Origin of the sequence: Mycolicibacterium gadium, from assembly GCF_010728925.1 — a bacterium.
GTDB lineage: Bacteria > Actinomycetota > Actinomycetes > Mycobacteriales > Mycobacteriaceae > Mycobacterium > Mycobacterium gadium.
This window is the reverse complement of sequence record NZ_AP022608.1, coordinates 4,009,842-4,035,978: the sequence shown is the minus strand read 5'-3', so window position 1 is coordinate 4,035,978 and position 26,137 is coordinate 4,009,842. Positions and strand designations below refer to the sequence as shown.

Annotated in this window: 30 protein-coding genes and 1 tRNA gene; 22 read left to right on the top strand and 9 right to left on the bottom strand. The window is 65.7% G+C overall.

Annotated elements, in window-relative coordinates; genetic code table 11:
* Positions 1-226: 226 nt before the first annotated feature.
* The 3 genes from G6N36_RS19950 to G6N36_RS19940 form a co-directional block, all read right to left on the bottom strand.
* On the bottom strand, positions 227-640 hold the full coding sequence (locus G6N36_RS19950; RefSeq protein ID WP_163688597.1) for a DUF4383 domain-containing protein: 414 nt from the start codon (positions 638-640) through the stop codon (positions 227-229).
* 83 nt (positions 641-723) lie between these two features.
* On the bottom strand, positions 724-996 hold the full coding sequence (locus tag G6N36_RS19945; RefSeq protein ID WP_163688596.1) for an anti-sigma factor family protein: 273 nt from the start codon (positions 994-996) through the stop codon (positions 724-726).
* A complete protein-coding gene (locus G6N36_RS19940; protein ID WP_235690118.1) occupies positions 989-1,672 on the bottom strand; it encodes an RNA polymerase sigma factor in 684 nt (227 codons plus the stop codon). The genes G6N36_RS19945 and G6N36_RS19940 overlap by 8 nt, the downstream gene beginning before the upstream one ends.
* A gap of 112 nt (positions 1,673-1,784) precedes the next feature.
* On the opposite strand from G6N36_RS19940, the gene G6N36_RS19935 reads away from it, so the two are divergent.
* The 5 genes from G6N36_RS19935 to G6N36_RS19915 all read left to right on the top strand — a co-directional run bounded on the left by G6N36_RS19935 (position 1,785) and on the right by G6N36_RS19915 (position 4,790).
* Positions 1,785-2,321, top strand: coding sequence for a carboxymuconolactone decarboxylase family protein (locus tag G6N36_RS19935; protein WP_163688594.1), 537 nt, complete (start codon positions 1,785-1,787; stop codon positions 2,319-2,321).
* Positions 2,322-2,812: 491 nt separating this feature from the next.
* The gene (locus tag G6N36_RS19930) at positions 2,813-3,208 is read left to right on the top strand and encodes a zinc ribbon domain-containing protein (protein ID WP_163688593.1); all 396 of its coding nucleotides are present in this window, start codon (positions 2,813-2,815) and stop codon (positions 3,206-3,208) included.
* Between the two features lie 102 nt (positions 3,209-3,310).
* Complete coding sequence (locus G6N36_RS19925; RefSeq protein WP_163688592.1) at positions 3,311-3,871, top strand: mycothiol transferase; 561 nt, start codon at positions 3,311-3,313, stop codon at positions 3,869-3,871.
* Positions 3,872-3,880: 9 nt separating this feature from the next.
* On the top strand, positions 3,881-4,384 hold the full coding sequence (locus tag G6N36_RS19920; protein WP_163688591.1) for a metallophosphoesterase family protein: 504 nt from the start codon (positions 3,881-3,883) through the stop codon (positions 4,382-4,384).
* Positions 4,377-4,790, top strand: a complete 414-nt coding sequence (locus G6N36_RS19915) for an MmcQ/YjbR family DNA-binding protein (protein WP_163688590.1) — start codon at positions 4,377-4,379, stop codon at positions 4,788-4,790. The genes G6N36_RS19920 and G6N36_RS19915 overlap by 8 nt, the downstream gene beginning before the upstream one ends.
* Position 4,791: 1 nt before the next feature.
* Here the strand turns inward: G6N36_RS19915 and G6N36_RS19910 are convergent, their stop codons facing one another.
* Positions 4,792-5,130, bottom strand: coding sequence for a winged helix-turn-helix transcriptional regulator (locus tag G6N36_RS19910; protein ID WP_083126376.1), 339 nt, complete (start codon positions 5,128-5,130; stop codon positions 4,792-4,794).
* Between the two features lie 89 nt (positions 5,131-5,219).
* Here G6N36_RS19910 and G6N36_RS19905 point away from each other — a divergent pair, with 89 nt between their 5' ends.
* The 4 genes from G6N36_RS19905 to G6N36_RS19890 are packed head-to-tail and all read left to right on the top strand — an operon-like array spanning position 5,220 to position 9,709.
* Complete coding sequence (locus G6N36_RS19905) at positions 5,220-6,086, top strand: NAD(P)-dependent oxidoreductase (protein ID WP_163688589.1); 867 nt, start codon at positions 5,220-5,222, stop codon at positions 6,084-6,086.
* Positions 6,083-6,940: an NAD(P)-dependent oxidoreductase gene (locus tag G6N36_RS19900; protein ID WP_163688588.1), complete on the top strand. Its 858-nt coding sequence runs from the start codon at positions 6,083-6,085 to the stop codon at positions 6,938-6,940. Before G6N36_RS19905 ends, G6N36_RS19900 begins: the two co-directional genes overlap by 4 nt.
* 37 nt (positions 6,941-6,977) lie before the next feature.
* Positions 6,978-7,811, top strand: coding sequence for an SDR family oxidoreductase (locus G6N36_RS19895; protein ID WP_163688587.1), 834 nt, complete (start codon positions 6,978-6,980; stop codon positions 7,809-7,811).
* 20 nt (positions 7,812-7,831) lie between these two features.
* On the top strand, positions 7,832-9,709 hold the full coding sequence (locus G6N36_RS19890; protein ID WP_163688586.1) for an alkyl/aryl-sulfatase: 1,878 nt from the start codon (positions 7,832-7,834) through the stop codon (positions 9,707-9,709).
* A gap of 25 nt (positions 9,710-9,734) precedes the next feature.
* On the opposite strand, the gene G6N36_RS19885 is transcribed toward G6N36_RS19890, so the two are convergent.
* Positions 9,735-10,508 (bottom strand): SDR family NAD(P)-dependent oxidoreductase, encoded by a 774-nt coding sequence (locus tag G6N36_RS19885; RefSeq protein WP_163688585.1) that lies wholly within the window; start codon positions 10,506-10,508, stop codon positions 9,735-9,737.
* A 17-nt stretch (positions 10,509-10,525) separates the two neighbouring features.
* On the opposite strand from G6N36_RS19885, the gene G6N36_RS19880 reads away from it, so the two are divergent.
* Both G6N36_RS19880 and G6N36_RS19875 read left to right on the top strand, forming a co-directional pair.
* Positions 10,526-11,128: a histidine phosphatase family protein gene (locus tag G6N36_RS19880; protein ID WP_163688584.1), complete on the top strand. Its 603-nt coding sequence runs from the start codon at positions 10,526-10,528 to the stop codon at positions 11,126-11,128.
* A 9-nt stretch (positions 11,129-11,137) separates the two neighbouring features.
* Positions 11,138-12,166: a phosphotransferase family protein gene (locus tag G6N36_RS19875; RefSeq protein ID WP_163688583.1), complete on the top strand. Its 1,029-nt coding sequence runs from the start codon at positions 11,138-11,140 to the stop codon at positions 12,164-12,166.
* Position 12,167: 1 nt separating this feature from the next.
* On the opposite strand, the gene G6N36_RS19870 is transcribed toward G6N36_RS19875, so the two are convergent.
* The gene (locus G6N36_RS19870; protein WP_163688582.1) at positions 12,168-12,545 is read right to left on the bottom strand and encodes a LapA family protein; all 378 of its coding nucleotides are present in this window, start codon (positions 12,543-12,545) and stop codon (positions 12,168-12,170) included.
* Positions 12,546-12,645: 100 nt separating this feature from the next.
* Between G6N36_RS19870 and G6N36_RS19865 the strand changes: the two genes are divergently transcribed.
* From G6N36_RS19865 to G6N36_RS19845, 5 genes are read left to right on the top strand one after another with little or no spacing between them, the layout of a single operon-like run.
* A complete protein-coding gene (locus G6N36_RS19865; protein ID WP_235690117.1) occupies positions 12,646-13,638 on the top strand; it encodes an ABC transporter substrate-binding protein in 993 nt (330 codons plus the stop codon).
* On the top strand, positions 13,635-14,741 hold the full coding sequence (locus tag G6N36_RS19860; protein ID WP_163688581.1) for an ABC transporter ATP-binding protein: 1,107 nt from the start codon (positions 13,635-13,637) through the stop codon (positions 14,739-14,741). The genes G6N36_RS19865 and G6N36_RS19860 overlap by 4 nt, the downstream gene beginning before the upstream one ends.
* Positions 14,742-15,407 (top strand): ABC transporter permease, encoded by a 666-nt coding sequence (locus G6N36_RS19855; RefSeq protein WP_163688580.1) that lies wholly within the window; start codon positions 14,742-14,744, stop codon positions 15,405-15,407.
* Between the two features lie 5 nt (positions 15,408-15,412).
* Positions 15,413-16,165: an ABC transporter permease gene (locus G6N36_RS19850; RefSeq protein WP_163690777.1), complete on the top strand. Its 753-nt coding sequence runs from the start codon at positions 15,413-15,415 to the stop codon at positions 16,163-16,165.
* Between the two features lie 23 nt (positions 16,166-16,188).
* Positions 16,189-16,788: a putative glycolipid-binding domain-containing protein gene (locus G6N36_RS19845; RefSeq protein WP_163688579.1), complete on the top strand. Its 600-nt coding sequence runs from the start codon at positions 16,189-16,191 to the stop codon at positions 16,786-16,788.
* Here G6N36_RS19845 and G6N36_RS19840 read toward each other — a convergent pair.
* Positions 16,751-17,710 carry a prephenate dehydrogenase gene (locus G6N36_RS19840; protein WP_163688578.1) on the bottom strand — a complete coding sequence of 320 codons (960 nt, stop codon included), beginning with the start codon at positions 17,708-17,710 and terminating at the stop codon, positions 16,751-16,753. The genes G6N36_RS19845 and G6N36_RS19840 overlap by 38 nt on opposite strands.
* Before the next feature lie 93 nt (positions 17,711-17,803).
* Between G6N36_RS19840 and G6N36_RS19835 the strand changes: the two genes are divergently transcribed.
* Positions 17,804-18,325: a tRNA adenosine deaminase-associated protein gene (locus tag G6N36_RS19835; protein WP_163688577.1), complete on the top strand. Its 522-nt coding sequence runs from the start codon at positions 17,804-17,806 to the stop codon at positions 18,323-18,325.
* Between the two features lie 48 nt (positions 18,326-18,373).
* Positions 18,374-18,823: a nucleoside deaminase gene (locus G6N36_RS19830; RefSeq protein ID WP_163688576.1), complete on the top strand. Its 450-nt coding sequence runs from the start codon at positions 18,374-18,376 to the stop codon at positions 18,821-18,823.
* Position 18,824: 1 nt separating this feature from the next.
* Here G6N36_RS19830 and G6N36_RS29925 read toward each other — a convergent pair whose 3' ends face one another.
* Positions 18,825-18,989: a DUF732 domain-containing protein gene (locus G6N36_RS29925; protein WP_235690116.1), complete on the bottom strand. Its 165-nt coding sequence runs from the start codon at positions 18,987-18,989 to the stop codon at positions 18,825-18,827.
* Positions 18,990-19,250: 261 nt separating this feature from the next.
* On the opposite strand from G6N36_RS29925, the gene G6N36_RS19820 reads away from it, so the two are divergent.
* Positions 19,251-19,341: transfer RNA gene (locus G6N36_RS19820), tRNA-Ser, on the top strand.
* Positions 19,342-19,440: 99 nt separating this feature from the next.
* Here G6N36_RS19820 and G6N36_RS19815 read toward each other — a convergent pair.
* Positions 19,441-19,689: a DUF732 domain-containing protein gene (locus tag G6N36_RS19815; RefSeq protein WP_163688575.1), complete on the bottom strand. Its 249-nt coding sequence runs from the start codon at positions 19,687-19,689 to the stop codon at positions 19,441-19,443.
* 274 nt (positions 19,690-19,963) lie between these two features.
* On the opposite strand from G6N36_RS19815, the gene G6N36_RS19810 reads away from it, so the two are divergent.
* The 3 genes from G6N36_RS19810 to G6N36_RS19800 all read left to right on the top strand — a co-directional run bounded on the left by G6N36_RS19810 (position 19,964) and on the right by G6N36_RS19800 (position 26,091).
* Entirely contained in the window at positions 19,964-22,585 is a 2,622-nt protein-coding gene (locus G6N36_RS19810; protein WP_163688574.1) for a hypothetical protein, read from the top strand.
* A gap of 147 nt (positions 22,586-22,732) precedes the next feature.
* Positions 22,733-24,997: a SpoIIE family protein phosphatase gene (locus G6N36_RS19805; protein WP_163688573.1), complete on the top strand. Its 2,265-nt coding sequence runs from the start codon at positions 22,733-22,735 to the stop codon at positions 24,995-24,997.
* Between the two features lie 17 nt (positions 24,998-25,014).
* Positions 25,015-26,091: an NAD(P)H-dependent amine dehydrogenase family protein gene (locus tag G6N36_RS19800; RefSeq protein ID WP_163688572.1), complete on the top strand. Its 1,077-nt coding sequence runs from the start codon at positions 25,015-25,017 to the stop codon at positions 26,089-26,091.
* The last annotated feature ends 46 nt before the right edge of the window (positions 26,092-26,137 follow it).

Here is a 26,137-nt window from a genome sequence, read left to right as displayed (position 1 = left end):
ACCCAAGCGCCCAAGCCCGTCCTGGTCTTAGCTGCCAACGCAGTTCAACAAGCTGCCCGTACACGTTTGGCGACCTGGCGCCCACGGCACCACACCCACTGGGGAGGCTCACGGGCCGGGCACCCGCCCACTCCCTTGGCTTAGCTGCCCGGCCCCGGCCGACACTGGGCGGAAGGCCCCCGAGCTGGGTCACACAGACATCAGCGCAGCAGGGTCCATCGTCGGTTCACCGAACTATGGCCTGGTTCACGCGCGGGGTACGACCGCGGCTAGCGGTGTCGGTGAGTTTCCAGCCCACGAGGATGCTCAGGGCGCCGTACACGAGGTGCAGGTAGTTGTCGGGTTCGCCGATCGAATGAATGTTGAGAAAGCCCAACACACCCGAGACCCCGAGCACGAATGCGGCCAGCAGGCCGATGCCGAGAACCACGTTGGCGGTGCGGGTGATCGAGGGCATCAGTGCAGCGCCCAGCCACGCCGCCCCCAATACCAGGTGCACGATGTTGTGCATCGGGTTCACTGCGAGGACCAGGACCTTCGTGTGGTGTTCGCTGGTGAAGCCGGTCACCGCGAAGCCGATGATTCCGGCGGCGAAATAGATGGCCGCGGACGCGTAGGCAAAAATTTGGTTGCGGGTCATGACGATTTCCTTCCGGGCGGGCCGCTAGTTTGCGGCCGTCGCAGGTATCGACTCGCGAGCCGGGCCAGGCGTTACAACGAGTCTCAGTTCCGGTTGAGTCGTTCAAATTCCGCCATGAGCGCGTCGAGGTTCGCCGGCCGTACCTCCACCGATTCATCGCGCGCCGCCGCGGCGATCCACACGGTTCGACGGATCTGGTCGACGTACACCCGACATGCCTGACATCCACCGAGGTGCTGCTCGAATCGACGCAGATCCGCATCTTCGAGCGCGTCCTCCAGATACTCGGTGACCAGCGCCACCGCGTCCGAACAGGTGATCCGCAATTCGTTGCTGACGAAGTCGTCCTCAGTCATTGAGATAGTCCTCCAATACGGCGCGCAGGCTGGCACGGCCCCGATGCAGTAGTACCCGCTGGTTCACCGCTGAGATGCCAAGTGCGTCGCAGGTTTCCCCGCTTGACCACCCTTCGATATCACGCATGGTCAGCACCTCACGCTGGGCGCTCGGAACTTTCTGCAGGGCGTCAGCGATCACCGAGCGCACCTCGGCCGACATCAGCCGCTGCTCGGGCAGCAGATCCCAGCGGGCTGGCACGCCGACCCAGTGGTGCGCGCCGAGGTCGGGATGAACGAGCCGCCGTGGATCGACCGAAGGACGCGAGTCAGACTCGAACCCCGCAGTGGCGAACGGCACAGTTGTTGATTCCCTGCGGGCCAGTGTGCGCACCCGGTTCAGCATCACCCGAAACACCCAGGTCTTGAGGCTCGCACGGCCCTCAAAGGAGCCGATGGAACGTACCACCGACACCCAGGTGTCTTGCACGGCGTCCTCCGCGGTGGCGGTGGATACATACATCCGTGCCAGCCGCACTAGCGGCGCGTGCAGCGTGTCGACGAGGGCTCGGAACGCGTCCTTGTCACCCGCCCGAAGAGCCGCGATCAGGTCCTCGTCGGTGGCCCATCGATCGTCGATAACCGTGCGCAAGCGTGCAGCGCGTGCCGCCACGGGTGTCTCGAATACTCGCTCCACGAAGTTGGTTACCTCCGGTTGTAACACGGCACGGCATTGCGGTGTCTGAACACTAGCCCCGCCGATGTGAACAGCGGCGAGGTCCAGACGATTCCGGATACTGGAGGAAATTATGAGCACCATGCCCCTCGTCACCAACGCGAACGCGACGACCGATCAGGCGGAGGCGCTGTCGGCGGCGAAACGAACACTTGGCGCTGTTCCCAATCTGACTCGGGCGATGGCCAACAGCCCGGCGCTGCTTCGGGGGTACCTGGGCTTGGTTGCCAGCCTGGAAAGCGGTGTGCTTCCTGTTGCTACCCGAGAACGTCTGGCCATCGCTGTCGCGCAATCCAATGGTTGCTCCTACTGCCTGTCGGCGCACAGCTACACCGGCCAGCGGATTGCCGGGCTGAGCTCCGAACAGGTCGACGCCGCCCGCAAGGCCGATGCCGACGACCGGAAAACCGCTGCGATACTTGCCTTCGCCGTGGCGGTCAACGAACAGCGCGGCCAGATCGGTGATGCTGATCGCGAGGCCGTGCGCCGAGCAGGCGCCAGCGACGCCGAGATCGCTGAGGTGATAGGCCATGTCGCACTCAACGTGCTGACCAACTACTTCAACAACGTGGCGCACACCGAGATTGACTTCCCACTCGTAGAACCGTGATCGATCGGGCACGGCGGACTGACCCGTCCCATCCGCCGTGCCCCCGGTCCATCAAGCCAGCCTGCAACGGCGATGGCGCTCGGCGCTGGCAGCGAATCTGACTGCGGTGCAGCAAGATGATCTCCGCGCTCGCGGGCTCGCCGCACCACTGTGTACCAGGCCCCACACCGCGCCGGACCCCCATCAGCGCGGGCCCAACGTGGGTGAGCAACCTACTTCGGCAGGGACCAGATTCGCTGCGCTACTCAGGAGACCTCGGCGGATCAACCTGAGCGTGGAAACCACGCCGCCGGTTTCGAGACAGGGAGGAATAGTCAAGACCTGTGGATCAGGTCTTGACTATTCCTCGTGTTGCCGGAGGATCGAGTCGACCAGACCCCACTCCGGCCGCGGCGAACTCACCCCTAGTCAATTCGCCCTACAATAAACCACGACCCACCAACCCCAAGCCGCATAGCGACTGGACCACCAAACGGGTCCCCCTCACGGGCATGCTGCACAACCGCAGGTTGGCGCGCCGGATTGCCGGGGCTGGCTGGGGCGAATTACGGCGACAACTTTCGTATAAGTCCCAGTGGCGCGGGGGCGAGCTCATCGTCGCCGACCGGTTCTACGCCAGCTCAAAATTGTGTTCGGGATGTGGCGCAACGAAAGCCAAACTGCGCCTCTCCGAACGTGTCTATCACTGCGAGACGTGCGGGGTCACGCTGGATCGCGACCTAAATGCTGCTCGCAACTTGGCTGCACTTGCCAGCCAAGCTGCAGGTGGCACGTCCTCCCCGAGTTGCGGGGCGACGCTAAACGAGCCCGCTGGAAACCCGCAGAAGGCCGGTCAAGTCGGCAGTGGGTACCGCCACGGGAAGCCCCGCGTGGGCAACGCTGCGTGAGTAATCACGCTGCTGCTGTGGAGCGCATCGCTTCAGATGGACTCCACGGTAACGGTTCGAATCCCTTCGGGCGCGCGCGCTCAAGGTGCCTACGGTGGCTGTATGACCGAAACCCCGTGGGAACCGCCGCTGGCCGGCACCGAGGTCGAGCATCTGGTCGGTGCGCTCGAGCGGCAGCGGGCGACGTTTCGCTGGAAGACCGACGACCTCGACGCGGCCGGACTGCAGACACGCATCGGGGCCTCTGCGATGACGCTCGGCGGTCTGCTCAAGCACATGGCGATCAACGAGGACTACATCTTCACCCAGAAGCTCACCGGCGAGCCGGTCGGTGAGCCGTGGCAGACGCTGTGGGACGGCACCGACGACTGGGAGTTCACGTCGGCGGCCGCCGACCCGCCGGAGGCGCTGTACGCGCTGTGGGAGGACGCGGTGGCGCGGTCCCGCACCCGCCTCGACGTCGCGTTGGCTCGGGGCGGACTCGACCAGCTGGTCCACGTCTCCGACGGTGACGGCAACCATGCGAGCCTGCGCCGCCTGCTGTGCGACTTCATCGAGGAATACAGCAGGCACACCGGCCACGCCGACCTGATCCGCGAGGCCGTCGACGGCCGGGTGGGTGAAGATCCGCCGCCGGGATGGCAACCGCGGTCGGGCCGCTAGATTGGGGCGGTGCGGCTTCTGCTCATCGCCGATACCCACGTTCCCAAGCGCGCCCGCGACCTACCCGCGCGGGTGTGGGACGAAGTCGCGCAAGCCGACGTGGTGATGCACGCCGGCGACTGGGTGGAGCCGTCCCTGCTCGACACCCTCGAAGCTCGCGCCCAGCGGTTGATCGCCTGTTGGGGCAACAATGACGGCGCCGAGTTGCGGATCCGGCTTCCCGAACGTGCGGACGTCACACTCGAAGGTGTGCGCTTCACCGTCACACATGAGACCGGGGCGGCGGGCGGCCGCGACGCGAGGATGGCCAAGCTGTATCCCGACACCGATGTGCTGGTCTTCGGGCACAGCCACATCCCGTGGGACACGACTGCGAAAACCGGCCTGCGACTGCTCAATCCGGGCTCACCGACCGATCGCAGGCGCCAGGAATTCTGCACGTACATGACCGCGACCGTGCACGACGGCACCCTCTCCGATGTCGTGCTGCACCGGTTGGGGCGCTATGCGTGACCGCCCCGCGCGCGTCGCCGACGTGCACGAGATCGCCGCCTCGATGCCGCACACGAATCGGATCGAAGGCCCCAAAGGCAACCCGATCTACCAGGTGGGCGGCAAGTCGTTCGTGTTCTTCCGCACGCCTCAGCCCGACGCAGAAGATCCCGACACCGGTGAGCGGTATACCGACGTCATCATGATCTGGGTCGAGTCGGAAGCCGACAAGCTGGCGCTCATCCAGGACCCGGACTCGCCGTTTTTCACTACGGACCGTTTCGACGGCCATCTTTCGGTTCTCGTGCGCGCCAGCAGGTTATCGTCGATCGGCAGGGCCGAACTCACCGAGCTGATCCAGGACGCCTGGTTGTCGCGGGCATCGAAACGCCGCGCCGAACGGTGGCTGGCCGAACAGGACAGCTGACTCAGCCCGCCTCGGCGGCGCAGATCAGCTTGATGTGCTTGGTGGCCCAATCGCCAAGCGGTCCAAGTGCTTCCAGCAATTCCTCGCCGGCCGGGGTCATCGAGTACTCCACTCGGGGCGGCACTTCGTGATAGCTCTCGCGGTGCACGACGCCGTGACGCTGCAACTCCTTGAGGTGTTGGGTCAGCATCTTCTGAGAGATGCCGGGCAGGCTTCGATGCAGTGCATTGAACCGCTTGGGTCCTTCCTGGAGTTCCCACAGGATCAGCGGCTTCCACTTTCCGTCGACCACCGCCATCGCGGCGTCCAGGCCGCACGTGAATTTGCCTAGCGAAGCCACAGCTCACCCCCATTAGTTTCAATAAGGTAAGTATCCCACTTTTTAGTGGGTACTTGTCGGAAAGTGTGCGTCACGTCGACGATGATGCCATGACAACCGTGAGCTTTCTGGGTCTCGGCGAGATGGGCTCGGCACTGGCCGGTGGCGTCCTTCGCACGGACCATCCGACGATCGTGTGGAACCGCACCGCCACAAGGACCGCACCACTCGTCGACGCCGGCGCCGTCGCCGCGAACACGCCGGCTGCCGCCACAGACGCCGACCTGATCGTGGTGTGCCTGTTCGACCACGCGTCGGTGCACGACGTGCTCGATCCGCTTGCCGATCGCCTCACCGGAAAATCCATCCTCAACCTGACCACCACGTCCCCCGACGGCGCCCGCGAACTCGCCCGATGGTCCGCCGCGATCGGCGCCGATTACCTCGACGGCGGCGTCATGGCCACCCCCGAGATGATCGGCACACCCGCGGCCGGAGTCCTCTACAGCGGCTCGCGACGGCTTTACGACGACCACCGCATGATCTTCGAATCCTGGGGAAACACAGAATATTTCGGTGACGCCGCGGGGATGGCGTCGCTGTACGACCTGGCCCTGCTGTCATCGATGTACGTCATGTTCGCGGGGTTCTTTCACGGCGCGGCGATGGTCGGCGCAGCGGGTGTGCCGACCAAGGAGTTCGCGGCCCGGGCCGTGGACTGGCTGCACGCGGTGGTGCCTGCGATCGCCGAGTACGCCGACGTCATCGATGGCGGGGACTATTCGGTGCCCGGCCAGCAGAGCCTCGAGTTCTCGGATATCAGCGACATCGTGGAAGCCAGTCGTGCGCAGGGCATCAGCACCGAATTGGTGGACGTGGTGCAGCGCCTCATTCACCGGCAGATCGATGCGGGTCACGGCAGCGACGGCTTCGCGCGTGTCGTCGAGAGCATCAAGGATCCGGAGGCGGCGGCATGACGTCGGTGACCGTGTTGGGGCTCGGCCCGATGGGACAGGCGCTTTCGGGTGCCCTGCTTGACGCGAAGCACCGCACCACGGTGTGGAACCGCACCGAGGGCAAGGCCGACGCTCTGCGTGCCCGGGGTGTGGTGTGGGCGGCGACGCCCGCGGAGGCCGTGGCCGCCGGCGACGTCACGTTGATCAACGTCGTCGACCATGACGTGGTGGACGACCTGGTGGCGCAGGCGGGCGACACGGTCAATGGACGCGTGATCGTCGGCCTGAGCTCGGACACGCCGGAACGGGCGCGCCACACCGCCAAACTCGTCGCCGACCTCGGCGGCCGTTACCTCGACGGCGCCATCATGACGCCAACCCCGACGATCGGAACGCCCACCGGCAGCATACTTTTGGCCGGGCCGCAGCAGATATTCGCCGAGTTTCGGGAGGTTATCGACGCGCTGGGCACGCCGACGTGGCTGGGGGAGGACTACGGTCGCGCAGCGGCGTTCGACATGTCGCTGCTGGACGTGTTCTGGACGTCGGTCAGCGGGTTCCTGCACGCGTTGACGGTGGCGAGGGCCAACGGAATCGCGCCCGGCGAGTTTCTTCCGCACGCACTGGGCATCGTCGACATCCTCGGCCCTATCTTCGACGAGCTCGCCGAACGCATCGCCGACGATCGTCACGGCGACAGCAGCGCATCGGTGTCATCGGTGGCGGCATCGCTGCGCCATCTCGTCGGAGCCTCGCACGACGCCGGTGTCGATGCCGGTGTGCTCGAGGTGTTTCGGCGCTACGTGGACGCCGCCGTCGTCGACGGTCATGGCGCGGATGAGGTCAGCAGAGTGGCCTCGGCGATGACGCGGTGAGGGTTAGTCTGCGCTTCTCGGCGCGAGAGGGGCAGCCATGGCGAAAGCATCCGCACTCAACGGGAAAGTCGTCGTCGTCACCGGCGGAGCGCGCGGTATCGGACTGGCCACCGCGAAGATGCTGCATCGGCTCGGCGCCAAAGTGGCGATCGGTGACGTCGACGAGGCGGCGGTCAAGGAGAGCGGAGCCGATTTCGACCTCGGGTTCTACGCCCGGCTCGATGTCACGGATCGGCAGTCATTCACCACGTTCCTCGACGACGTCGAACGGGAGCTGGGTCCCGTCGACGTCCTGGTGAACAACGCGGGAATCTGTCCGGCGGGCGGCTTCCTCGACGAACCCGATCACGTCACGCAGCGCACGATCGACATCAACCTCTTTGGCGTCATCCTCGGCACCAAGCTCGCCGCCGAACGAATGGTGAGGCGGGGCAAAGGGCACATCATCAACATCGCCTCCGTCGGCGCGGTGAATCCGGTGCCCGGCATCGCGACCTACTGCGCCACCAAATTCGCGGTACTCGGCTATACCGACACGGCGCGGCTCGAACTGCGCGGAACCGGCGTGACCGCATCCGTCGTGATGCCGACGCTGACCAACACCGAGATGATCGACGGCGTCGCCAGCGCGACCGGACTCAAGAACGCCGAACCCGAGGACATCGCGAAGGGCATCGTGTCGCTGATCGCCAAACCGAAGCCTCACTTGACGGTGACCCGCGCGGCGGCGGTGTTGATCGGTCTGACACGGCGCTTGCCGCTACGCGTGTACGAAGCCTTGAACCGCGCAATGAACGCCGACCAAATCTTTACCCAAGCTGCGGGCACCGCGGCGCGGCGCGGCTACGAAGATCGCGCCCGCCATTCCTGACGGATGCATATCGTGGCGGCATGGACCTCAAGCCCCCCACCGCCGTCATCGAGTCCGCGCATCGCGAGCATCTGAGCACGCTGCCATTCGAGGACACCGCCGACTTCGACGCCGCCGACCGCGGATTCATCGCCGCGCTGGAGCCATGTGTCATCAAGGCCGCCGACGGCCGCGTCGTCTGGGACAACGACGTCTACGCGTTCCTGGACGGCGACGCACCGACTTCGGTGCATCCCAGCCTCTGGCGGCAGAGCCAGCTGGTGGCCAAGCAGGGCCTGTACGAGGTCGTCGAGGGCATCTATCAGGTGCGAGGGCTGGACCTGTCCAACATCAGCTTCGTCGAGGGCGACACCGGAATCATCGTCATCGACCCATTGGTGTCCACCGAGACCGCAGCGGCGGCGCTCGCCCTGTACAAAACCCATCGCGGCGACCGGCCGGTGGTCGCGGTCATCTACACGCACAGCCACGTCGACCACTTCGGCGGCGTGCTGGGCGTGACGTCACAGGCCGACGTGGACGCAGGCAGGGTCGCGGTGCTCGCGCCGGAGGGCTTCACCGAACACGCCGTGCAGGAGAACGTCTACGCGGGCACCGCGATGGCACGCCGCGCCGGGTACATGTACGGGGCGGCGCTCGACCGGGGTCCACAGGGGCAGGTGGGCTGCGGTCTGGGGCAGACGCCGTCGACCGGCGAGGTGGCAATCATCGTGCCGACGGTCGACATCACCACCACCGGTGAGAAGCACACGATCGACGGTGTCGAGATCGAATTCCAGATGGCGCCCGGTACCGAGGCGCCGGCCGAAATGCATTTCTATTTCCCGAAATTCCGCGCGCTCTGCATGGCCGAGAACGCCACCCACAACCTGCACAACCTGCTGACGCTGCGTGGTGCGCTGGTGCGTGACCCGCACGGCTGGGCGGGGTATCTGACCGAGGCGATCGACTCGTTCGCCGAACGTAGCGACGTGGTGTTCGCGTCGCATCACTGGCCCACGTGGGGTCACGACGAGATCGTCGAATTCCTTTCCGTACAAAGAGATTTGTTTGCGTATCTGCACGACCAGACATTGCGTCAGCTCAATCAGGGTTTCACCGGTATCGAGATCGCAGAGGGCTTCGAGATGCCGCCCGCCCTGCAGAAGGCGTGGAATACCCATGGCTACTACGGTTCGGTCAGTCACAACGTCAAGGCCGTCTACCAGCGGTACATGGGGTGGTTCGACGGCAACCCCGGCCGGCTTTGGGCGCATCCGCCGGAGGCCATCGGTCCGCGTTACGTCGAAGCGATGGGCGGTTTGGACAATGTGGTGAAGATTGCGCAGCAGGCCTTCGATGATGGCGATTTCCGTTGGTCTGCAACGTTGTTGGACCATGCAATGTTCACCGACGAGAACCACTCTGCGGCGCGGCAGCTCTACGTCGCCACCTTGCAGCAGTTGGCCTACGGCTCTGAGAACGGCCCGTGGCGGAACTTCTTCCTGGCCGGCGCCACCGAGTTGGCGGACGGCAATTTCGGTACCCCTACCCAGGTCGCACCGGCCACACTGATGGCGCAGTTGACGCCTGAGCAGATCTTCGATGCGCTGGCGATCAGCGTCAACGGACCCAGAGCGTGGGACCTCGACCTCGCACTGGATGTGACCTTCCTGGATTCGGACACCAACTACCGGCTGACGCTGCGCAACGGAGTGCTGGTGTACCGCAAGGTGAATGCCGACGAGGCGACTGCGGGTGCCACCGTCAAGGTGGCGAGTAAGGTCCGGTTGCTCGCGCTTGCCGCAGGTGACCTGACCTCACCGGGTTTCGAGCTCGTCGGCGACGCTCAGGTGCTACAGCAGCTCACCGAATCACTGGACCGACCCGATCCGGGGTTCAACATCGTCACGCCGTAGCCCACGTTCGGCGCACTGAAACGGCTCATGGGATTCCGCCGTCGACCCGGACGATCGAGCCGCTCGTGTAGCTCGACGCGTCGGACGCCAGAAACAGTGCAGCGCCGATGATCTCGGCGGGCTGACCGAGACGCTTGAGCGCGAACCGTTGCGCGCCGGCAGTCGTGGCCTCGATGTCCCACGCCTTGCTGACATCGGTGAGGAACGGGCCAGGCATCAGCGTGTTGACCCGCACTGTCGGGCCGTAGGCGAGGGCCAGGCCCTCGGTTAGTGCGTTGAGTCCGGCCTTGGCCGCAGCGTAGGGGAGTTCGTGCGGCCCGGGACGCAGTGAGCCCGTCGAGCTCACGTTGATGATCGAACCACCGCCGGCGGCCACCATCCGTTCGCCGACCAACGCCGACAGCCGGAACGGGCCCTTCAGGTTGAGGTTGACGACCGAGTCGAACAGCTTCTCGGTCACCGAACTCAGCGACTCGTACAGCGGCGACATACCGGCGTTGTTGATGAGCACGTCGACCTTGCCGAAGCGGTCGTATGCCGCATGGACCAGGCCGTCGAGCTCATCCCAGCGCCCGACGTGCACTTGATACGCCATTGCGGCGCGACCCGTGACGGCGGTGATCTCCTCCGCCGTGGCTGCGCACGCGTCGAACTTGCGGCTCGCGATGATCACGTCCGCGCCGCACCGGGCGGCGGCGAACGCCATCTCCCGGCCCAGCCCGCGGCTGCCGCCGGTGACCAATACCACCCGGTCAGTGAGGTCGAATAGTTCGGCTACATAGTTGCTGTCGGAGCCCATGCACTTATGGTGACACGGTGCAGTTGCTACTCATCCGGCACGCGTTGCCGCACCGCAGCGAGCCGGGACAAGGCTCCGACCCTGAACTGTCCGAAGAGGGCATCGAGCAGGCCAAGCGGCTACCTGATGCACTCGGGCGCTTCCCGATCAGCCGCATCGTCAGCAGCCCGCAGATCCGGGCCAGGCAGACCGCACAGCCCGTCGCTGACGCGCTGGGGTTGACCATCGAACTCGACGACCGGCTCGCCGAATACGACCGCGACCTTTCGCACTACACCCCCGTCGAGCAGATCTCCGAAGCCGACATGAAGCGCCTGGCCAGCGGCAACCTGCCCAGCGGGGTGGACCAGCCTGCGTTCATCGAGCGGGTGCGAGCCGGCGTCGGCGACATCGTCGCGGCCGCCGATCACGGGGACACGGTTGCGGTCTTCACCCACGGCGGCGTCATCAACGCAGTGGCCCACACCGTGATGGAGACCGAGCGACTGCTGTGCGTGCAGGTCGACTACGCGGGCGTCACGCGGCTGCTGTGGTCGTCGAAGCAGCAGTCGTTCTTCGTGGCGGGTCTCAACTCGACCGAGCACGTATGGGACCTGCTGCCCCGAAACCAGCAGTGGTAGACAAGTCCGGTGACCATCTCGCTGGAGGGCCTTGACCTCGACGCGTTGGACCGTCACCTGCGCTCGGAGAACATCCCCCGCGAAGGCCTGCTGCGCGGCGAGTTCATCTCGGGCGGACGGTCCAACCTGACCTTCCTGGTGTACGACGACGCGTCGAAGTGGGTGCTGCGGCGCCCGCCGCTGCACGGACTCACGCCGTCAGCGCACGACATGGCCCGCGAATACCGGGTGGTGGCCGCGTTGGCCGACACCCCGGTCCCGGTGGCCCGCGCCGTCACGATGCGTAACGACGACTCGGTGCTGGGTGCGCCGTTCCAGATGGTCGAGTACGTGGACGGCCGCGTCGTTCGGCACACCAAACAACTCGAGGCGCTCGGCGACGAGAACACCATCAACGGTTGTGTCGATGCGCTGATCAAGGTGCTTGCCGATCTACATTCGGTCGACCCTGAGGCCGTCGGCCTCGGCGACTTCGGCAGGGCAGGCGGCTATCTCGAACGTCAGGTGCGACGCTGGGGCGGGCAGTGGGATCTCGTGCGGACCGAAGACGATCCGTGCGACGCCGACGTCAAGCGCTTGCATTCTGCTCTGGCAGAAGCGATTCCGTCGCAGAGCCGCAGCGCGATCGTGCACGGTGACTACCGCATCGACAACACGATGCTCGACGCGCATGACGCCACCAAAGTGCTCGCCGTGCTCGACTGGGAGATGTCGACGCTCGGCGATCCGATCAGCGATGCCGCACTGATGTGCGTGTACCGCCACCCGATGTTCAATCTGGTGCACGCCGACGCGGCATGGTCGTCGCCGCTGATCCCGTCGGCCGACGAACTCGCGCAGCGCTACTCCGTGGCGGCCGGGGTCGACCTGGACCACTGGGAGTTCTACATGGCGCTGGCGTACTTCAAGCTGGCGATCATCTCAGCAGGCATCGCGTATCGCGGCCGGGAAGGTGGCGGCGTCGCCGACGATACCGACCAGGTAGCAGAGGCCGTCGGCCCGCTGATCAGCGCGGGTCTGGAGACGCTGACGCGCTGAGCTAGAAGGGCTGCACCTTCAGGTTTTTCTTGGCGGCGCGGCGCAACTGAACGATCCTGGCGGTGCCGACGGCGACAGTCAGCAGGCCGCCGCACACCGCGGCCAGCAGAATCGCCACGCCCACAGGCAGATTCCATTCCCAGGCGAAGAAGTTGATGGTCGTGGAGTCCGTGTTCTGCATGATGAACACCAGCAGCACGATCAGAATCACGAACCCGGTGATCAGCGCGGACCACAGCGCGGCGGCGCGGGTGAACTTCACCGCTGATTCGGCTTTGACCACGTCATGGCCGGGGGTGCCGGCCGGATCCGGCGGTGTGTCCTTTCCAGACGCCGTCGGCGGCGGCAGGTCAGGCGGAACGGACGGATCGGTGGTCATGCTTCCATCTTGCCCTTTCCCGAGTCGAATGAAACCAGAATGGGTACCCACGCTGAGCTAAAGAGCGGCGTTGCCGCTCGCATGTCGATAGTGTCCGAAGATGGCTCAAGGCCGAGAGGGCTGGGAAATGTCGGTGTCGAGCCCACGGAGGTGGAATCTCGCAATTCTGGCGGCGTTACTTGCGCTACTCGGATTCACGTTCACGGCGTGTGGCAGCTCCAATCCGTTGGGCGGCGGGGAGATATCCGGAGACCTGAAATCGATCGCCGTCGGATCGGCCGACTTCACCGAGAGCAAGATCATCGCGGAGATCTACGCCCAGGCGTTGGAAGCCAACGGCTTCACCATCCGCCGCCAATTCGGCATCGGCAGCCGTGAAACCTATATCCCTGCGGTGCAGGACCATTCCATCGATCTGATTCCCGAGTACACCGGCAATCTCTTGCAATATTTCGATCCGGAGGCGACGGCGACGACACCCGATGCGGTGCTGCTGGCTCTTCTCAAGGCGTTACCCGGCGAGCTGTCGATCCTCTATCCGTCACCCGCCGAGGACAAGGACACCCTCGCGGTCACCGAGGCGACCGCGCAGAGGTGGGACCTCAAGACCATCGCCGACCTCGCGAAGCACTCACCGGAGGTGAAAGTCGGCGCACCGTCGGAGTTTCAGACCCGCGTCACCGGGCTGGTGGGCTTGAAGGACAAATACGGTTTGGACATCGCGCCCGCTAACTTCGTCTCGATCAGCGACGGCGGCGGTCCGGCGACGGTGAAGGCCCTGACCGGCGGCACGATCACCGCGGCCAACATCTTCAGCACCTCGCCGTCGATCGAGCAGAACAACCTGGTGGTGCTCGAAGATCCGGAAAACGTGTTCCTGGCGGCGAACGTCGTTCCGCTGGTCGCGTCGCAGAAGATGTCGAACGAACTCAAGACCGTGCTGGACGCGGTGAGCGCCAAACTGACCACCGAAGCGCTGATCGAGCTCAACACCTCAGTGGAGGGCAACCAGGGCGTCGACCCCGACGAGGCGGCCGAGAAGTGGATCAAGGACAACGGCTTCGACCAGCCGCTCCCCGAGCAGGCCAAATGATCACCTTCACCAACGTCACCAAGAAATATCCCGATGGCACCGTCGCAGTCGACGACCTGACGCTCGATGTGCCCGAGGGGACGCTCACGGTATTCGTCGGACCCTCAGGCTGCGGCAAGACGACCTCGATGCGGATGATCAACCGGATGATCGACCCGACGTCGGGAACGCTGACCGTTGACGGCAAGGACGTCACCAAGGTCGATCCGGTCCACCTTCGGCTCGGCATCGGCTACGTCATCCAGAGCGCCGGCCTGATGCCGCATCTGCGGGTGGTCGACAACGTCGCCACGGTTCCCGTGCTGAGGGGTGAATCCCGCCGCGGTGCACGGAAATCCGCGTTGGAAGTCATGGAGCGCGTCGGACTCGATCCCAGGCTCGCCAACCGGTATCCGGCGCAGCTGTCGGGTGGTCAGCAGCAGCGCGTCGGGGTGGCGCGGGCGCTGGCCGCCGATCCACCGATCCTGTTGATGGACGAGCCGTTCAGCGCCGTCGACCCGGTGGTTCGCGACGATCTACAGACCGAAATCCTGCGGCTGCAAAGCGAATTGCACAAGACGATCGTGTTCGTCACCCACGACATCGACGAGGCGGTCAAGCTCGGGGACAAGGTCGCGGTGTTCGGCCGGGGCGGTGTGCTGCTGCAGTACGCCGACCCCGCGTTCGTGTTGTCCAACCCCGCCAATGAAGATGTCTCGGCATTCGTCGGAGCCGATCGCGGATACCGGGCGCTGCAGTTCTTCCACGCCACAGGGCTGCCGCTGCACGAGATCACGCACGTCGCCGAAACCGACATCGACAGCACGTCGCTGGGGCAGGGCGAGTGGGCCCTGGTGATCAAGGACGGCAAGCCCTACGCGTGGATCAACGCAGAGGGTGTCGAGTTGCACCGCAACGGCAAAGAGCTCTACGACAGCACCGTCGGCGGCGGCTCGTTCTTCCGGCCGGACCACACTTTGCGACAGGCGCTGGACGCCGCACTGTCGTCGCCGAGCGGGCTGGGTGTCGCGGTCGACGAGAAGGGCAAGCTGATCGGCGGTGTGCGCGCCGACGACGTGCTCGAGGCGCTCTCCGAGCAGCGCCGCGTTCCGGAGTTGGGCTAGATGCGCTATCTCCTAACCCACCTCGACGACCTATGGGCCTTGACGCTGATCCACCTGCGGTTGTCCTTGGTCCCGATTCTGTTGGGATTGATCATCGCCGTGCCGCTCGGCGCATTCGTGCAACGGACCACCGCGTTGAGACGGATCACCACGCTGACCGCCAGCATCATCTTCACCATCCCGTCGCTGGCGTTGTTCGTCGTGCTCCCGCTGATCATCCCGACGCGCATCCTCGACGAGGCGAACGTCATCGTCGCGCTGACGCTCTACACCGTCGCGCTGTTGGTGCGTGCAGTACCGGAGGCGTTGGACGCGGTGTCACCGGCGGTGCTCGACGCCGCCACCGCCGTCGGCTACAAGCCGCTGGTGCGGATGCTGAAAGTTGAGCTGCCACTGGCTGTTCCAGTGCTCATCGCCAGCCTGCGCGTCGTCGCCGTCACCAATATCTCGATGGTGTCGGTCGGTTCGGTGATCGGCATCGGCGGCCTCGGCACCTGGTTCACGGAGGGGTACCAGGCCAACAAGAGCGACCAGATCGTCGCGGGCATCATCGCGATCTTCGTGTTGGCGGTCGTCGTCGACACGCTGATCATGCTGGCCGGGAAGGCGTTGACGCCCTGGACACGTGCTGGGCGCCCAAGCCGGGTCAAGGCGGTGACCGGATGAGCCCGATGACGTTCCTGCAGGAGGCGTTGGCCTTCATCTTCACCGCGGCCAACTGGGGCGGACCGGCCGGGCTGACCGCGCGCATCCTCGAGCATCTGCAGTACACGTTCGTCGCGGTCTTCTTCTCGGCGATCATCGCCGTCCCGCTCGGCATGCTCATCGGGCACACCGGACGCGGCACCTTCCTCGTCGTCACGGGGGTCAATGCGCTGCGCGCGCTGCCCACGCTCGGCGTGCTCCTGTTGGGAGTTCTGCTCTGGGGCCTCGGTCTGATTCCGCCGACCGTCGCGCTCATGCTGCTGGGAATCCCGCCCCTGCTCGCCGGAACCTACTCGGGCATTGCCAACGTCGACCCCCAGGTGGTCGACGCCGCGCGGTCGATGGGCATGACCGAGAAACGAATCCTGCTGCGCGTCGAAACACCGAACGCGTTGCCGCTCATCCTCGGCGGTCTACGGACGGCGACGTTGCAGATCGTCGCGACCGCGACGGTGGCGGCCTACGCCAGCCTGGGCGGCCTCGGACGGTATCTGATCGACGGGATCAAGGTGCGCGAGTTCTACCTGGCGCTGGTGGGCGCGTTGCTGGTGACGGCGCTCGCGCTGATTCTCGATGCCCTGCTGGCGTTCTCGGTATGGGTCTCGGTGCCCGGCTCGGGCCGCCTGCGCCGCATGCCGCAGCCGTTGCTCGGCGACGAGGTGGCGCTGGAGGCGCGGCCGCCGTCGAAACGTGACCCCCGGTTCGTCTCGAACGGGTGAGTGCCGTCAATTACGGTAGATGAGTGAGTGATGCAGTCCGCTCGGAGCAGCAAGGGGCTTGGCCGACAATTCTGACCTGGCGGGCGCACGACGTTCCGCGGATGGAGTCGGTCCGTGTGCAGCTCGCCGGGAACCGCATCAAGGCGTACGGCCGGATCGTCGCCGCCGCCACCGGCTCGCACCCGGCGTTCTCCGCCTCCTATGACTTGGTGACCGATGAAATGGGCGCCACGAAGCGGCTCTCAATGACCGTCACCCTCGCCGAGCGAGAGCGGCAGCTGTCCATCGCGCGGGACGAGGAGAACATGTGGCTCGTCCAGCATCACACCGGTGAGACGAACCGGTCCTCGTACGACGGTGCGCTGGACGTCGACCTGATCTTCAGCCCGTTCTTCAACGCGCTGCCCATCCGGCGCACGGGGCTGTACGAACGCAGCGAGTCGGTCGCATTGCCGGTCGTGTACGTGCGGCTGCCGGAATTGTCGGTCGAGGCCGCGACCATCAGCTACAGCAGCGCGGCAGAAGACGGCATCAAGCTGCACTCGCCGGTCGCCGAGACCACGGTCACCGTCGACTCAACCGGGTTCATCCTCGACTATCCGGGCCTGGCAGAGCGGATCTGATCACCCCGCCGGCGCGCCCCTCGGCGGCGAGTTCCTCGCGCCAGCGGTCCTCGCCGATGACGACGGTGACGATCTCGGGCCGGCCGAAGCTGTCGTAGCGCACGCGCGCCGCGTGACCCGCCTCGACGAGTTCGGTCAGGGGTTTCTTCGCGGCTAGCACGCCGCGGGCCTGGTTGAGCAGGTCGAGAGTCCGGTCGAGGGCCGGCAGCAGCTGGTCGGCATTGGCCTCGCACATGGCCCGGACGAGATCTGGCGCCGTCGCCGCCACCCGCGTCCCGTCGCGGAAGGAGCCTGCAGCCAGCGCGAAGGCCAGCGGCACTTCGCCCGCCGTCGTCGCGAGCGCCTCGGCAAGCAGGTGCGGCAGGTGCGAGATCGTCGCGGCGGCGGCGTCGTGCTCGTCGGACCGGGCAGGCACGACGACAGCGCCGCAATCCAGGGCCAGGTTCGTCACCATGGCCCAGATGGTGGGGTCGACGTGATCGTCGACGCCGACGACCCAGGGCGCACCGGCGAACAGCATGGCATCGCCCGCGGCCCAACCGGACTGCGCGGTGCCCGTCATCGGATGTCCGCCGACGAAACGGTCGAGCAGACCGACGTTGCGGACCTCATCGAGGACGCACGACTTGACGCTCGTGACGTCGGTGAGGGGGCAACCCGGCGCCAGATCGCGGATGCGGCTCAGCATCTGCGACAGTGCCGGCACCGGCACGGCGAGCACGACGAGGGCGTTGCGGTCGGCGGCGCGGGTCAGTGCCTCGTCAAGGTTCTCGGTGGCGTCGAAGCCGTCGGCGGTAGCGGCCGAGACGGCCTCGATCGAGCGGTTGTAGCCGAAAACCTCGCGCCCGGCGGCCGCGGCGGCACGCATCACGGATCCGCCGATCAGGCCGAGACCAACCACGCAAACCGGCGTTTTAGTCACCCCGTCAGCCTAGGCATCCTCCGGTGGCCGCAGGCGTCGGCCCGGCTGCCGGTTCCTGGTCAAGTCCCTGGTCGGGGACTAGCGTATGGCCCCATGGGAGCACAGCGCGCCGCGTCGCCGAAGCAGGCCGCCGATAAACCGGACGGCTTCGGTGTGGCTGTGGTCCGCGAGGACGGTAAGTGGCGCTGCGCCGCAATGCGTTCGGCGGCGTTGAACAGCTTGTCGGCGGCGGAAACCGAGCTCCGCGAAATCCGCAGCGCAGGGGCTGTTTTCGGGCTGATCGACGTCGACGATGAATTCTTCGTGATCGTGCGGCCGGCGCCGGCGGGGACGCGGTTGCTGCTGTCGGATGCGACGGCCGCGCTGGACTACGACATCGCCGCAGAGGTCCTCGAGAAATTGGACAACGACATCAGCGAGGACGATCTTGACCCCGAGGAGCCGTTCGAGGAGGGCGATTTGGGGCTGCTCGCCGACGTTGGTCTGCCCGAGGCCGTTCTGGGTGTGATTCTCGACGAGTCCGACCTATACGCCGACGAGCAACTGGGGCGGATCGCGCGGGAGATGGGCTTCGCGGACGAACTCTCGGCGGTGCTCGAGCGCTTGGGCCGGTGAACCGGTCATCGGGCAGGAGCCGGTGAGCCGGCCATCGGGCAGAAGCCGGTGATTGACGAGGACCTCGTCCGGGCGGCTCTGGAGGCGGCGACTGCGGCCGGACCCCGCGATGTCCCGATCGGTGCGGTCGTTTTCGCGGCCGACGGTACGGAGCTTGCCCGGGCGGCCAATGCGCGCGAGGAAACCGGTGATCCCACCGCGCACGCGGAAATCCTGGCGCTACGCGCTGCCGCGGCGGTGGTGGGCGACGGCTGGCGGCTGGAGGGGACGACGCTGGCGGTGACCGTCGAGCCGTGCACGATGTGCGCGGGGGCGCTGGTGATGGCGCGGGTGGCGCGGCTGGTGTTCGGGGCGTGGGAGCCGAAGACGGGGGCGGTCGGTTCGCTGTGGGACGTGGTGCGCGATCGTCGGCTGACGCACCGGCCCGACGTTCGCGGCGGCGTGCTGGCCGTCGAGTGTGCGGCGCCGCTGGAGGCCTTCTTCGCCCGTCAGCGGTGACTCAGCTATTGCTGGCGTACTTCGGGCAGAAGTACAGCGGAGCGCCGGCCATGATGTAGTTCGACAAACCTTCGTTCTTGGTCGTGGCGTCCAGGCGCTCCACGATGGTGTCCAGATCAAGGCCGCGATCGTATTGTGCGCAGACATTCTTCGCGAGGCTGGTCAAGGTCGCGCAATCGCCCGGGTAGCCCGCACGGGCGAGGCTTTGGCAGTAGTCGGACTCAGGGCGCGATCGCGCTCGGCGCGTGCACGAGCGACGCGATTGCCCCGGAAATCGCCACGGCTGCGAATGCAACGGTCTTCATCTCCACCTTTCTAGCGCGTGCATACCCGGTTGGGCGCCGACCACGCGTCGCCGCCACGCGTCGATTCGGTCTCGAAAGCTCGCGATTTCAGTGACGCGGCAGGCCCCGGTAAGCTGCCACACGGTGGCGTGTCCGAGCGGCCTAAGGAGCACGCCTCGAAAGCGTGTGACGGGTAACCCCCGTCCGAGGGTTCAAATCCCTCCGCCACCGCCATAAGATTCCCGGCTGTTGTCGCAGCTCGTGTCGAACGCGAACACATACGAGAGGCAGAGCTGGCCGTACGTGTCTCGCCTGAGGCGTTGAGCAATCGCCTCAGGGGCACAGATGCGCGGTAGCGGCGTCAACGATGATCGGCGCGCTGTACGACGACGGCATCAACCCCTCGCCATGGGACAGCCAATCCACCAGCGAGGTTCGCGACCTTCCCTGAAACTGAACCTGGTCACACACCCACCGCCCCGTCTGCACGGCTGCGGCACTGTCGGGGAACTGGCCGTGACATAACCCGTCGACCATGTTGCACGGGTCACCGTCGTGGTCGATCAACCCGGCCGAATCCAACGCCCGGATGTAGCCCCCTCCGTGTCAGCGGAGGCCGGTGCGGCGAAGGCGAGCGCTGCTCCCAGCGCAGCAATGGCTGACAGAGCTACCCCGATGTTCCTCCCCATGCAGAACGATGTTAGCTCGCAGTGGAGCAACCAAAGCCGCGACGGCAATCCTCGCCCGGCGGTACGTGCGCCGCCGGAAAACCACTACTCGTATGACGCGCTCGCCGGGAGCGCTGGGAGACCGCGAATGAACTGCGGTGCAACCCAACCCCGGATACGCTGCGGCCGTGACGGCTGCGTTGGAACATGTTCAGCTCGAAACTCCTAGCGACCCGATCTACCTTCGCTCGTGGGCACGGATACCGGTGCGGATGCCCGCATCCATGTCCGCTGGGGGGACCGCATTCGACGATCTGCTGTTCTCGGTCGAGCCACCCGACGTCGGATGCGGCGTATCCCACTCCCGAGACGGAACGTTCGATTCCGCCGAACCGCACGTCGTGCTGTATACCGGGAGCCTTGCCGGCGAGTTCACCATGCGGGCGATTGACAAGCGGTCCGGTGGCGAGGTGGCGTCGGCGAACTTCCGGGTGGACTATGGCTGGACCCACGTCGACGGCCCGCCCGTGCGGATCATCGGCACCACCGAAGACGCACCACCGGTGTTCGACGTGCTGGGCACGCGCAAGGTGGCCATCGTCTTGCTCGAGACCACCGACGTCGACCCCTGGCTGCAGATGGAGGCCGACGCGGTTCTCAGGAGATACCGCGACCAGGTGTTCGACGGGGTGACGGTCGACGGACGAGTCGAGAGCGCAGCGGCGTACCTCGAGGAAGTCTCGTGGCAGAAGTTCCGCATCGAGAATGCGGGCGTCGTCGGGCCGCTGCGGTTGACGATGAGTTGGGATCAGGTGGGCCCTGTCTGGGACCACGACAGGAAACTGTGGAGAGGGGTCCTGCCGTTCTCGGACGCGGGAGTGGCTGAAATATTAAGGCGCAACAGGGAACTCGCCGAGCAAGGCGAAGGACCACTGGTCGACCTCAACACGGTGGAGTCGATCATCTTCGTGGTCCGGGCCTTCGACGGGCCGGACCCGGAGAAGCGGCGGGCCATCTGGCCGTGGGCGACCGGCGGCGCGGCACTCGACTCCCGCTACGACGTCGACGGTGATCCGACCACTCCAGACCGGCTGATCGAGACCATCGTGATGCCCGACGACTGGCCCAGCGCCGGAGCCGACCAGGGTGGCCGCATCAGGTACACCGCAGCGCATGAACTGTGCCACAACATCGGGCTCTTCGATCAGTACACCGGCAACGACACCGACGCGGACTTTCGACCACGCGATGTGACCGAATGGACGCTGATGGCCATTGAGCAGAAGTTCCCGAATCTGACTGTGCCGGAACGTCGCAAGCTGGGTTGGCTTGAATCGAGGATGGTCAAGAAGGTGGCGGCGCGCCCCGGCGGAGCCATCACCGACGAGACCGTCAACCTGTGCCTGGCCTCTCAGCGTCCCCGCCCCCGAGAGTTCACCGCGATTGAGATCGAACTGTCGGATACCACCAGCTACTTTCTGGAGCTACGCGGCAAGTCCCCAGGGACCATCGCAGACCGCAACCACACGCCGCAGATCGTCGGCACCGACTGGACGGAGTCGCCGGCCAAGCGCCCGCAGTTGTTGAGGATGCGCAACGACGAGGACAACGACCGCGGGACATACAAGGCCGGCGAGGACTACGACGAGTCCACCACCGTCAAGCCACAATTCCCCGTCGATCTCAAGGTGTCAGTCATCAGCTTGACCGACGACACCGCCCAAGTCCGCGTCCAGTTCGGCGACCGCAAGCCAGATCCTGCGTTGACGCCGTTCTCGGCTGCAATGCATTGGCAGAGTCCCGATATCGAGGTGAGAAACGAGCGCAACACGGCGTCGCCCGAACTGTTCAACCTGCCGTGGGCCGGCCACCCGAACACTCTGATCGCCAAGGTCCGAAACGAAGGCAACTTTGCAGCCAAGCGAGTCAGAGTGGAGTTTTGGGAGGCGGACTTCACCCTGAGCTCCAACCCGGAGTTCACGTTCCTCACCGCCAACCAACAGGATGTTGCTGCCGGGGCGACCGTGGAGTTCGTCGGCGACACGCAATGGACCCCGGAAGCAGCGCCTTTGTTGTTCGGCACCAAGCATTACTGCATCAAGGCCGAGGTCGTGCCCTACGTTCATCCAGACGACAGTTCCAAGGTCGAGATCAACCCGACCAACAACGTCGCTCAGAGCAACTATTCAAGGTTCATTTCCATCTGGGCCAGTCCGGCGAGCAGGGAGTTCACCCAGGTTGCGCTGTGGGGTGATGCCCGCGGCACGCGCCAGCACGTGAAGGCGCGCCAAACCAGCCCGTTCGCAAGGACATTCGTCGATCACCGATGGCTCGATGTCCGGCACGGAAACCGACGCGACGTCAAAGTCTTCACCGAGTTCATGGTCGGCGATGAATCCGTCGAGGAGTACGTCGAGTCGCTCGGCGGCATCGAGGAGGCCTTCCGCACGCCGAACCAGCTGGACTTGTCAGCCGTGCTGGAGAACCGCTGCTCAGGTTCGGTATTGGGTGGCGCGTCGATCACCGTGCCGGTCGCGCAGCGCACGCGGTTCACCCGCTTCGGCGTCGAGCCGGGTGGCAGCTTCGCGTTCGGTTCGGTGGCGGGCGCGTCCGACGGCCCGCTGCTTGTCAGCGTCCGTCCTGAGGATTCGCCCGCCGAAGAAGTCGTGTTTGCCACGACACTGCAGGGCGGCGATTTTGGTGTCGACACAGGTCATGGCTTGTCCGGACGGGTCGCATTTCGCGCGCATTACCTCGGCGAAATGGGTTCGGCCCCAAGTGACAGCCGGGTGCTGGTCGAGGACGTGTGACAGTTTTGTGGCTTTTCCGTTTGCAGCTCAGATCTGCCGCACGGGGGGCGAGGACCACCACACTTTCCGGCCGCGAGAAGCGGGCAGTGCATACTTGGGTGGTCCAGCAGCGGGCCTGTCCGATTCGACCATTTGGGAGCCCGCGCGTTGTCTGTCGCTGATTCGAACGGCGCTGCGCCTGATGCCTTCGTGCCGGTCGGCACGCCCGTCGATCTCGACAATTGCGCGCGGGAACCGATCCACATCCCCGGCAGCGTGCAGCCGCGCGGCGTCCTGGCCATCGTGCGCGAATCCGACCTCGAGGTATGCCAGGTCAGTGCCAACGTCGCGGAATTGCTCGGTCGCGACGTGGACGACGTCCTGGGTCGGCACCTCTCATCGCTGATCGGTACCGACCAGGCCGCCCGGGTCGAACAGGCGGTGTCGGCCCCGGGCGATCTGCAGCAACGTAACCCGATCGAGTGTGTGGCCGACGTCGCCGGTGACCAACTCGCGTTCGACGTGATCTTGCGCCGTGAGCCCGGTGGTGTGCTGCTGGTAGAAGTCGAGACCGCTTACGGCGAACGGCCTTTCGCGTTCCCCAACACCTATCAGGCAGTCCGCGGCTCGGTCGACGAGCTCAACCGGGCCGCCACCCTGTCCGAGCTCTATGACGCCACCGCGCGCGCGGTCCGCGAGCTCACCGGCTTCGACCGCGTCATGGTGTACCGCTACGACGAGGACTACAACGGCGAGGTCGTCGCCGAAGCCAAACTCGACGACCTGAACTCCTTCCTCGGACTGCACTACCCATCCACCGACATTCCCGCACAGGCGCGCGCACTCTACGAGAAGAACTGGCTGCGGCTCATCGACGACGTTGGCTACACCCCGGCACCGTTGGTGCCGACGGTCGATCCGGAACGCGGCGTTCCCACCGACCTGACGCATGCGACGCTGCGTAGCGTCTCGCCGATCCACATCGAGTACCTGCAGAACATGGGTGTGCGGGCGTCGATGTCGATCTCACTGCTGAGGCACGGGCGGTTGTGGGGGCTGATCGCCTGCCACCACTACGCCGGTCCGCATCTACCGCCGTTCGGCACTCGGGCCGCTGCTGAATTTCTCGGCGCCACCCTCTCGCTGCGACTAGTCGACCAATTCGAAGACGAGCAGTTGCACCGGCGTCTGGCCGCGCAGGCCGTCCTGGGAAAGCTCACGGCTGCCACCCTGGACGACGGGGAATCGCTGTCCGAGGTGCTGCTCGGAGCGCCGAACCTGCTCGATCTCGTGCCTGCCGACGGCGCCGTCGTCAACATCGGAGGCGAGTATCGGATGCTGGGATCGGTGCCGTCGCCGCAAGCCGTGGCCGCCGTGGCGGCCTGGGCACTCGACGCGGGCGACAACGTCGCGAGCAGCGATTCCTTTTCCCGAGAGCTGCCGGATCTCGATGTCGATTCCGACGTCACCTCGGGCGCGCTGGCCATCAACCTGCCCGACGGGCAGTACGCCATCTGGTTCCGCGGTGAGGTCGTGCGATCGGTGGATTGGGGCGGCGATCCCCACAACAAAGCGATCGCAGTGGGCGAAGGTGACGACATTCGTCTCAGCCCGCGCAAGTCGTTCGACCGCTGGCGCGAAACCGTGAACGGATGCTGCGAACCGTGGCAGTCCACCGAGGTGGACTCGGCCGAGTCGCTGCGAAGACACCTCGTCGAAGCGCTCTACCGTCGGACCCGGGGCGCACTGCGCGTCGCAGAAACCCTGCAGCGCAGCCTGTTGCCCACGTCGATCCCGACGGTCGAAGGCTGGCAGCTGTCGGCGCACTACGAACCCGCCGTCGGAGGGCGCGTCGGCGGGGACTGGTACGACGCCTTCGAACTCCGCGACGGCCGCTTGCTCGTGCTGATCGGGGATGTCGCAGGTCACGGAATGGCCGCGGCGGGGACCATGGCGCAGGTACGAAACACCTTGCGCGCGTATCTGTTCACCGGTGCCGCACCCGCCGAGGCGCTCAACCTGCTCAACGAGTTTTGCGTGCACATGGTGCCCCGCGCGTTCGTCACCGTGATCGTCGCGCGAGTCGACCTGGATTCCGGGGATGTCGAAGCCGCGTGCGCCGGCCACCTGATTCCGTTCCTGACGCAGCGCGACGGCGTTGCCGATCCGGCGCCAGTGTTGCTTTCGCCGCCGATCGGCGCGGTCGGCATGACGTACGAACCCAGCGCGTTCAGCATCGAAGCCGGGCAGGGATTGGTGATGTTCTCCGACGGGCTCGTCGAACGGCGCAACGAGCCGATCGATGACGGTATCGCACGGCTCGCCGAAATAGTCAGCCGCACAGATGATTCGACGGCAACCGATATCGCAACGGCAATGGCGACGGCCGAAACCGACGACGATGTCACGATCGTCACCCTCCGCCGACCCTAGGCTGCTACGGTCCGACCGTGCATCGGGTAATTCAATGGGGAACCGGCACGGTGGGCAGCGAGATGATCACCGCGATCCTCGACCACCGAGACGATCTTTGCCTCGTCGGGGCGTTGGTCTACTCCGGTGAGAAGAACGGCGTGGACATCGGCACTCTCGTCGGCCGTGAACCGATCGGCGTGACCGCGACGACCGACGTCGAACAGATTCTCAGGCTGGATGCCGACTGCGTGCTCTATACGCCGCGCACCGCGCACCTCGACGACGTGTGCCGACTCCTGGAAACCGGGAAAAACGTTGCGACCACGGCATTTCTGTTTCATCCTGCGCGGATCGACGCTACCGATCGCGACCGCGTCCGGGCTGCCTGCGAGAAGGGCGGCACATCCATGCACGGCAGCGGCATCAACCCGGGCAACCTCTCCGGTGTCCTGCCGCTGGCGCTTTCGGGTATGAGCCGAACGATCGACAGGATCACCCTGCAGGAGCGCGCCGACTGGTCGGTGTACGAAAGCACCGGAATCACGTTCGACAACATGGCATTTGGGCAGCCGGTCGAGTCGATAAGCCCGACCGCGACCGACTTCCTGGCCTTCAACAGCTCGATCTTCACCGAGCAGGTCTGGTTTCTGGCCGACGCGCTGAACGCCGACGTCGACGATGTCTCGGCCACCGTGGAGGCCATTCCCGCTGCCGAGGATCATCAGATCTTCGACCACCTGCTGGCCGCGGGGACGACGGCCGGCCAGCGCTGGAATTGGTCCGGTCACCGCGACGGCGAAACGCTCATCGAGATCGAAACGCTGTGGACAGTGGGTGGCGAGTATCCCTCGCACTGGCCCAAACCACAGCACGGCTGGACGCTGACCATCGAGGGCGACCCGTCGATGCGCACCCACTTCATGTCGCTGGCGAGCTTCACCCGCAACGCCACCATCGAAGAGCATGTACGGTCGGCCAGCGTCGCCACCGGCATGCAGGTCCTCAACGCGGTCACCGCCGTCTGCCAGGCGCCGCCCGGATTCGCCACCTCTGCCACGCTGCCGTTGATTCGCAGCGAAACGGGGTTCAGGCGGGGACCCCGGACTGGGTAGCGTCTATCCTTTCCGATGTCACTAAAGAAGCGGTCACAGCGGCCAC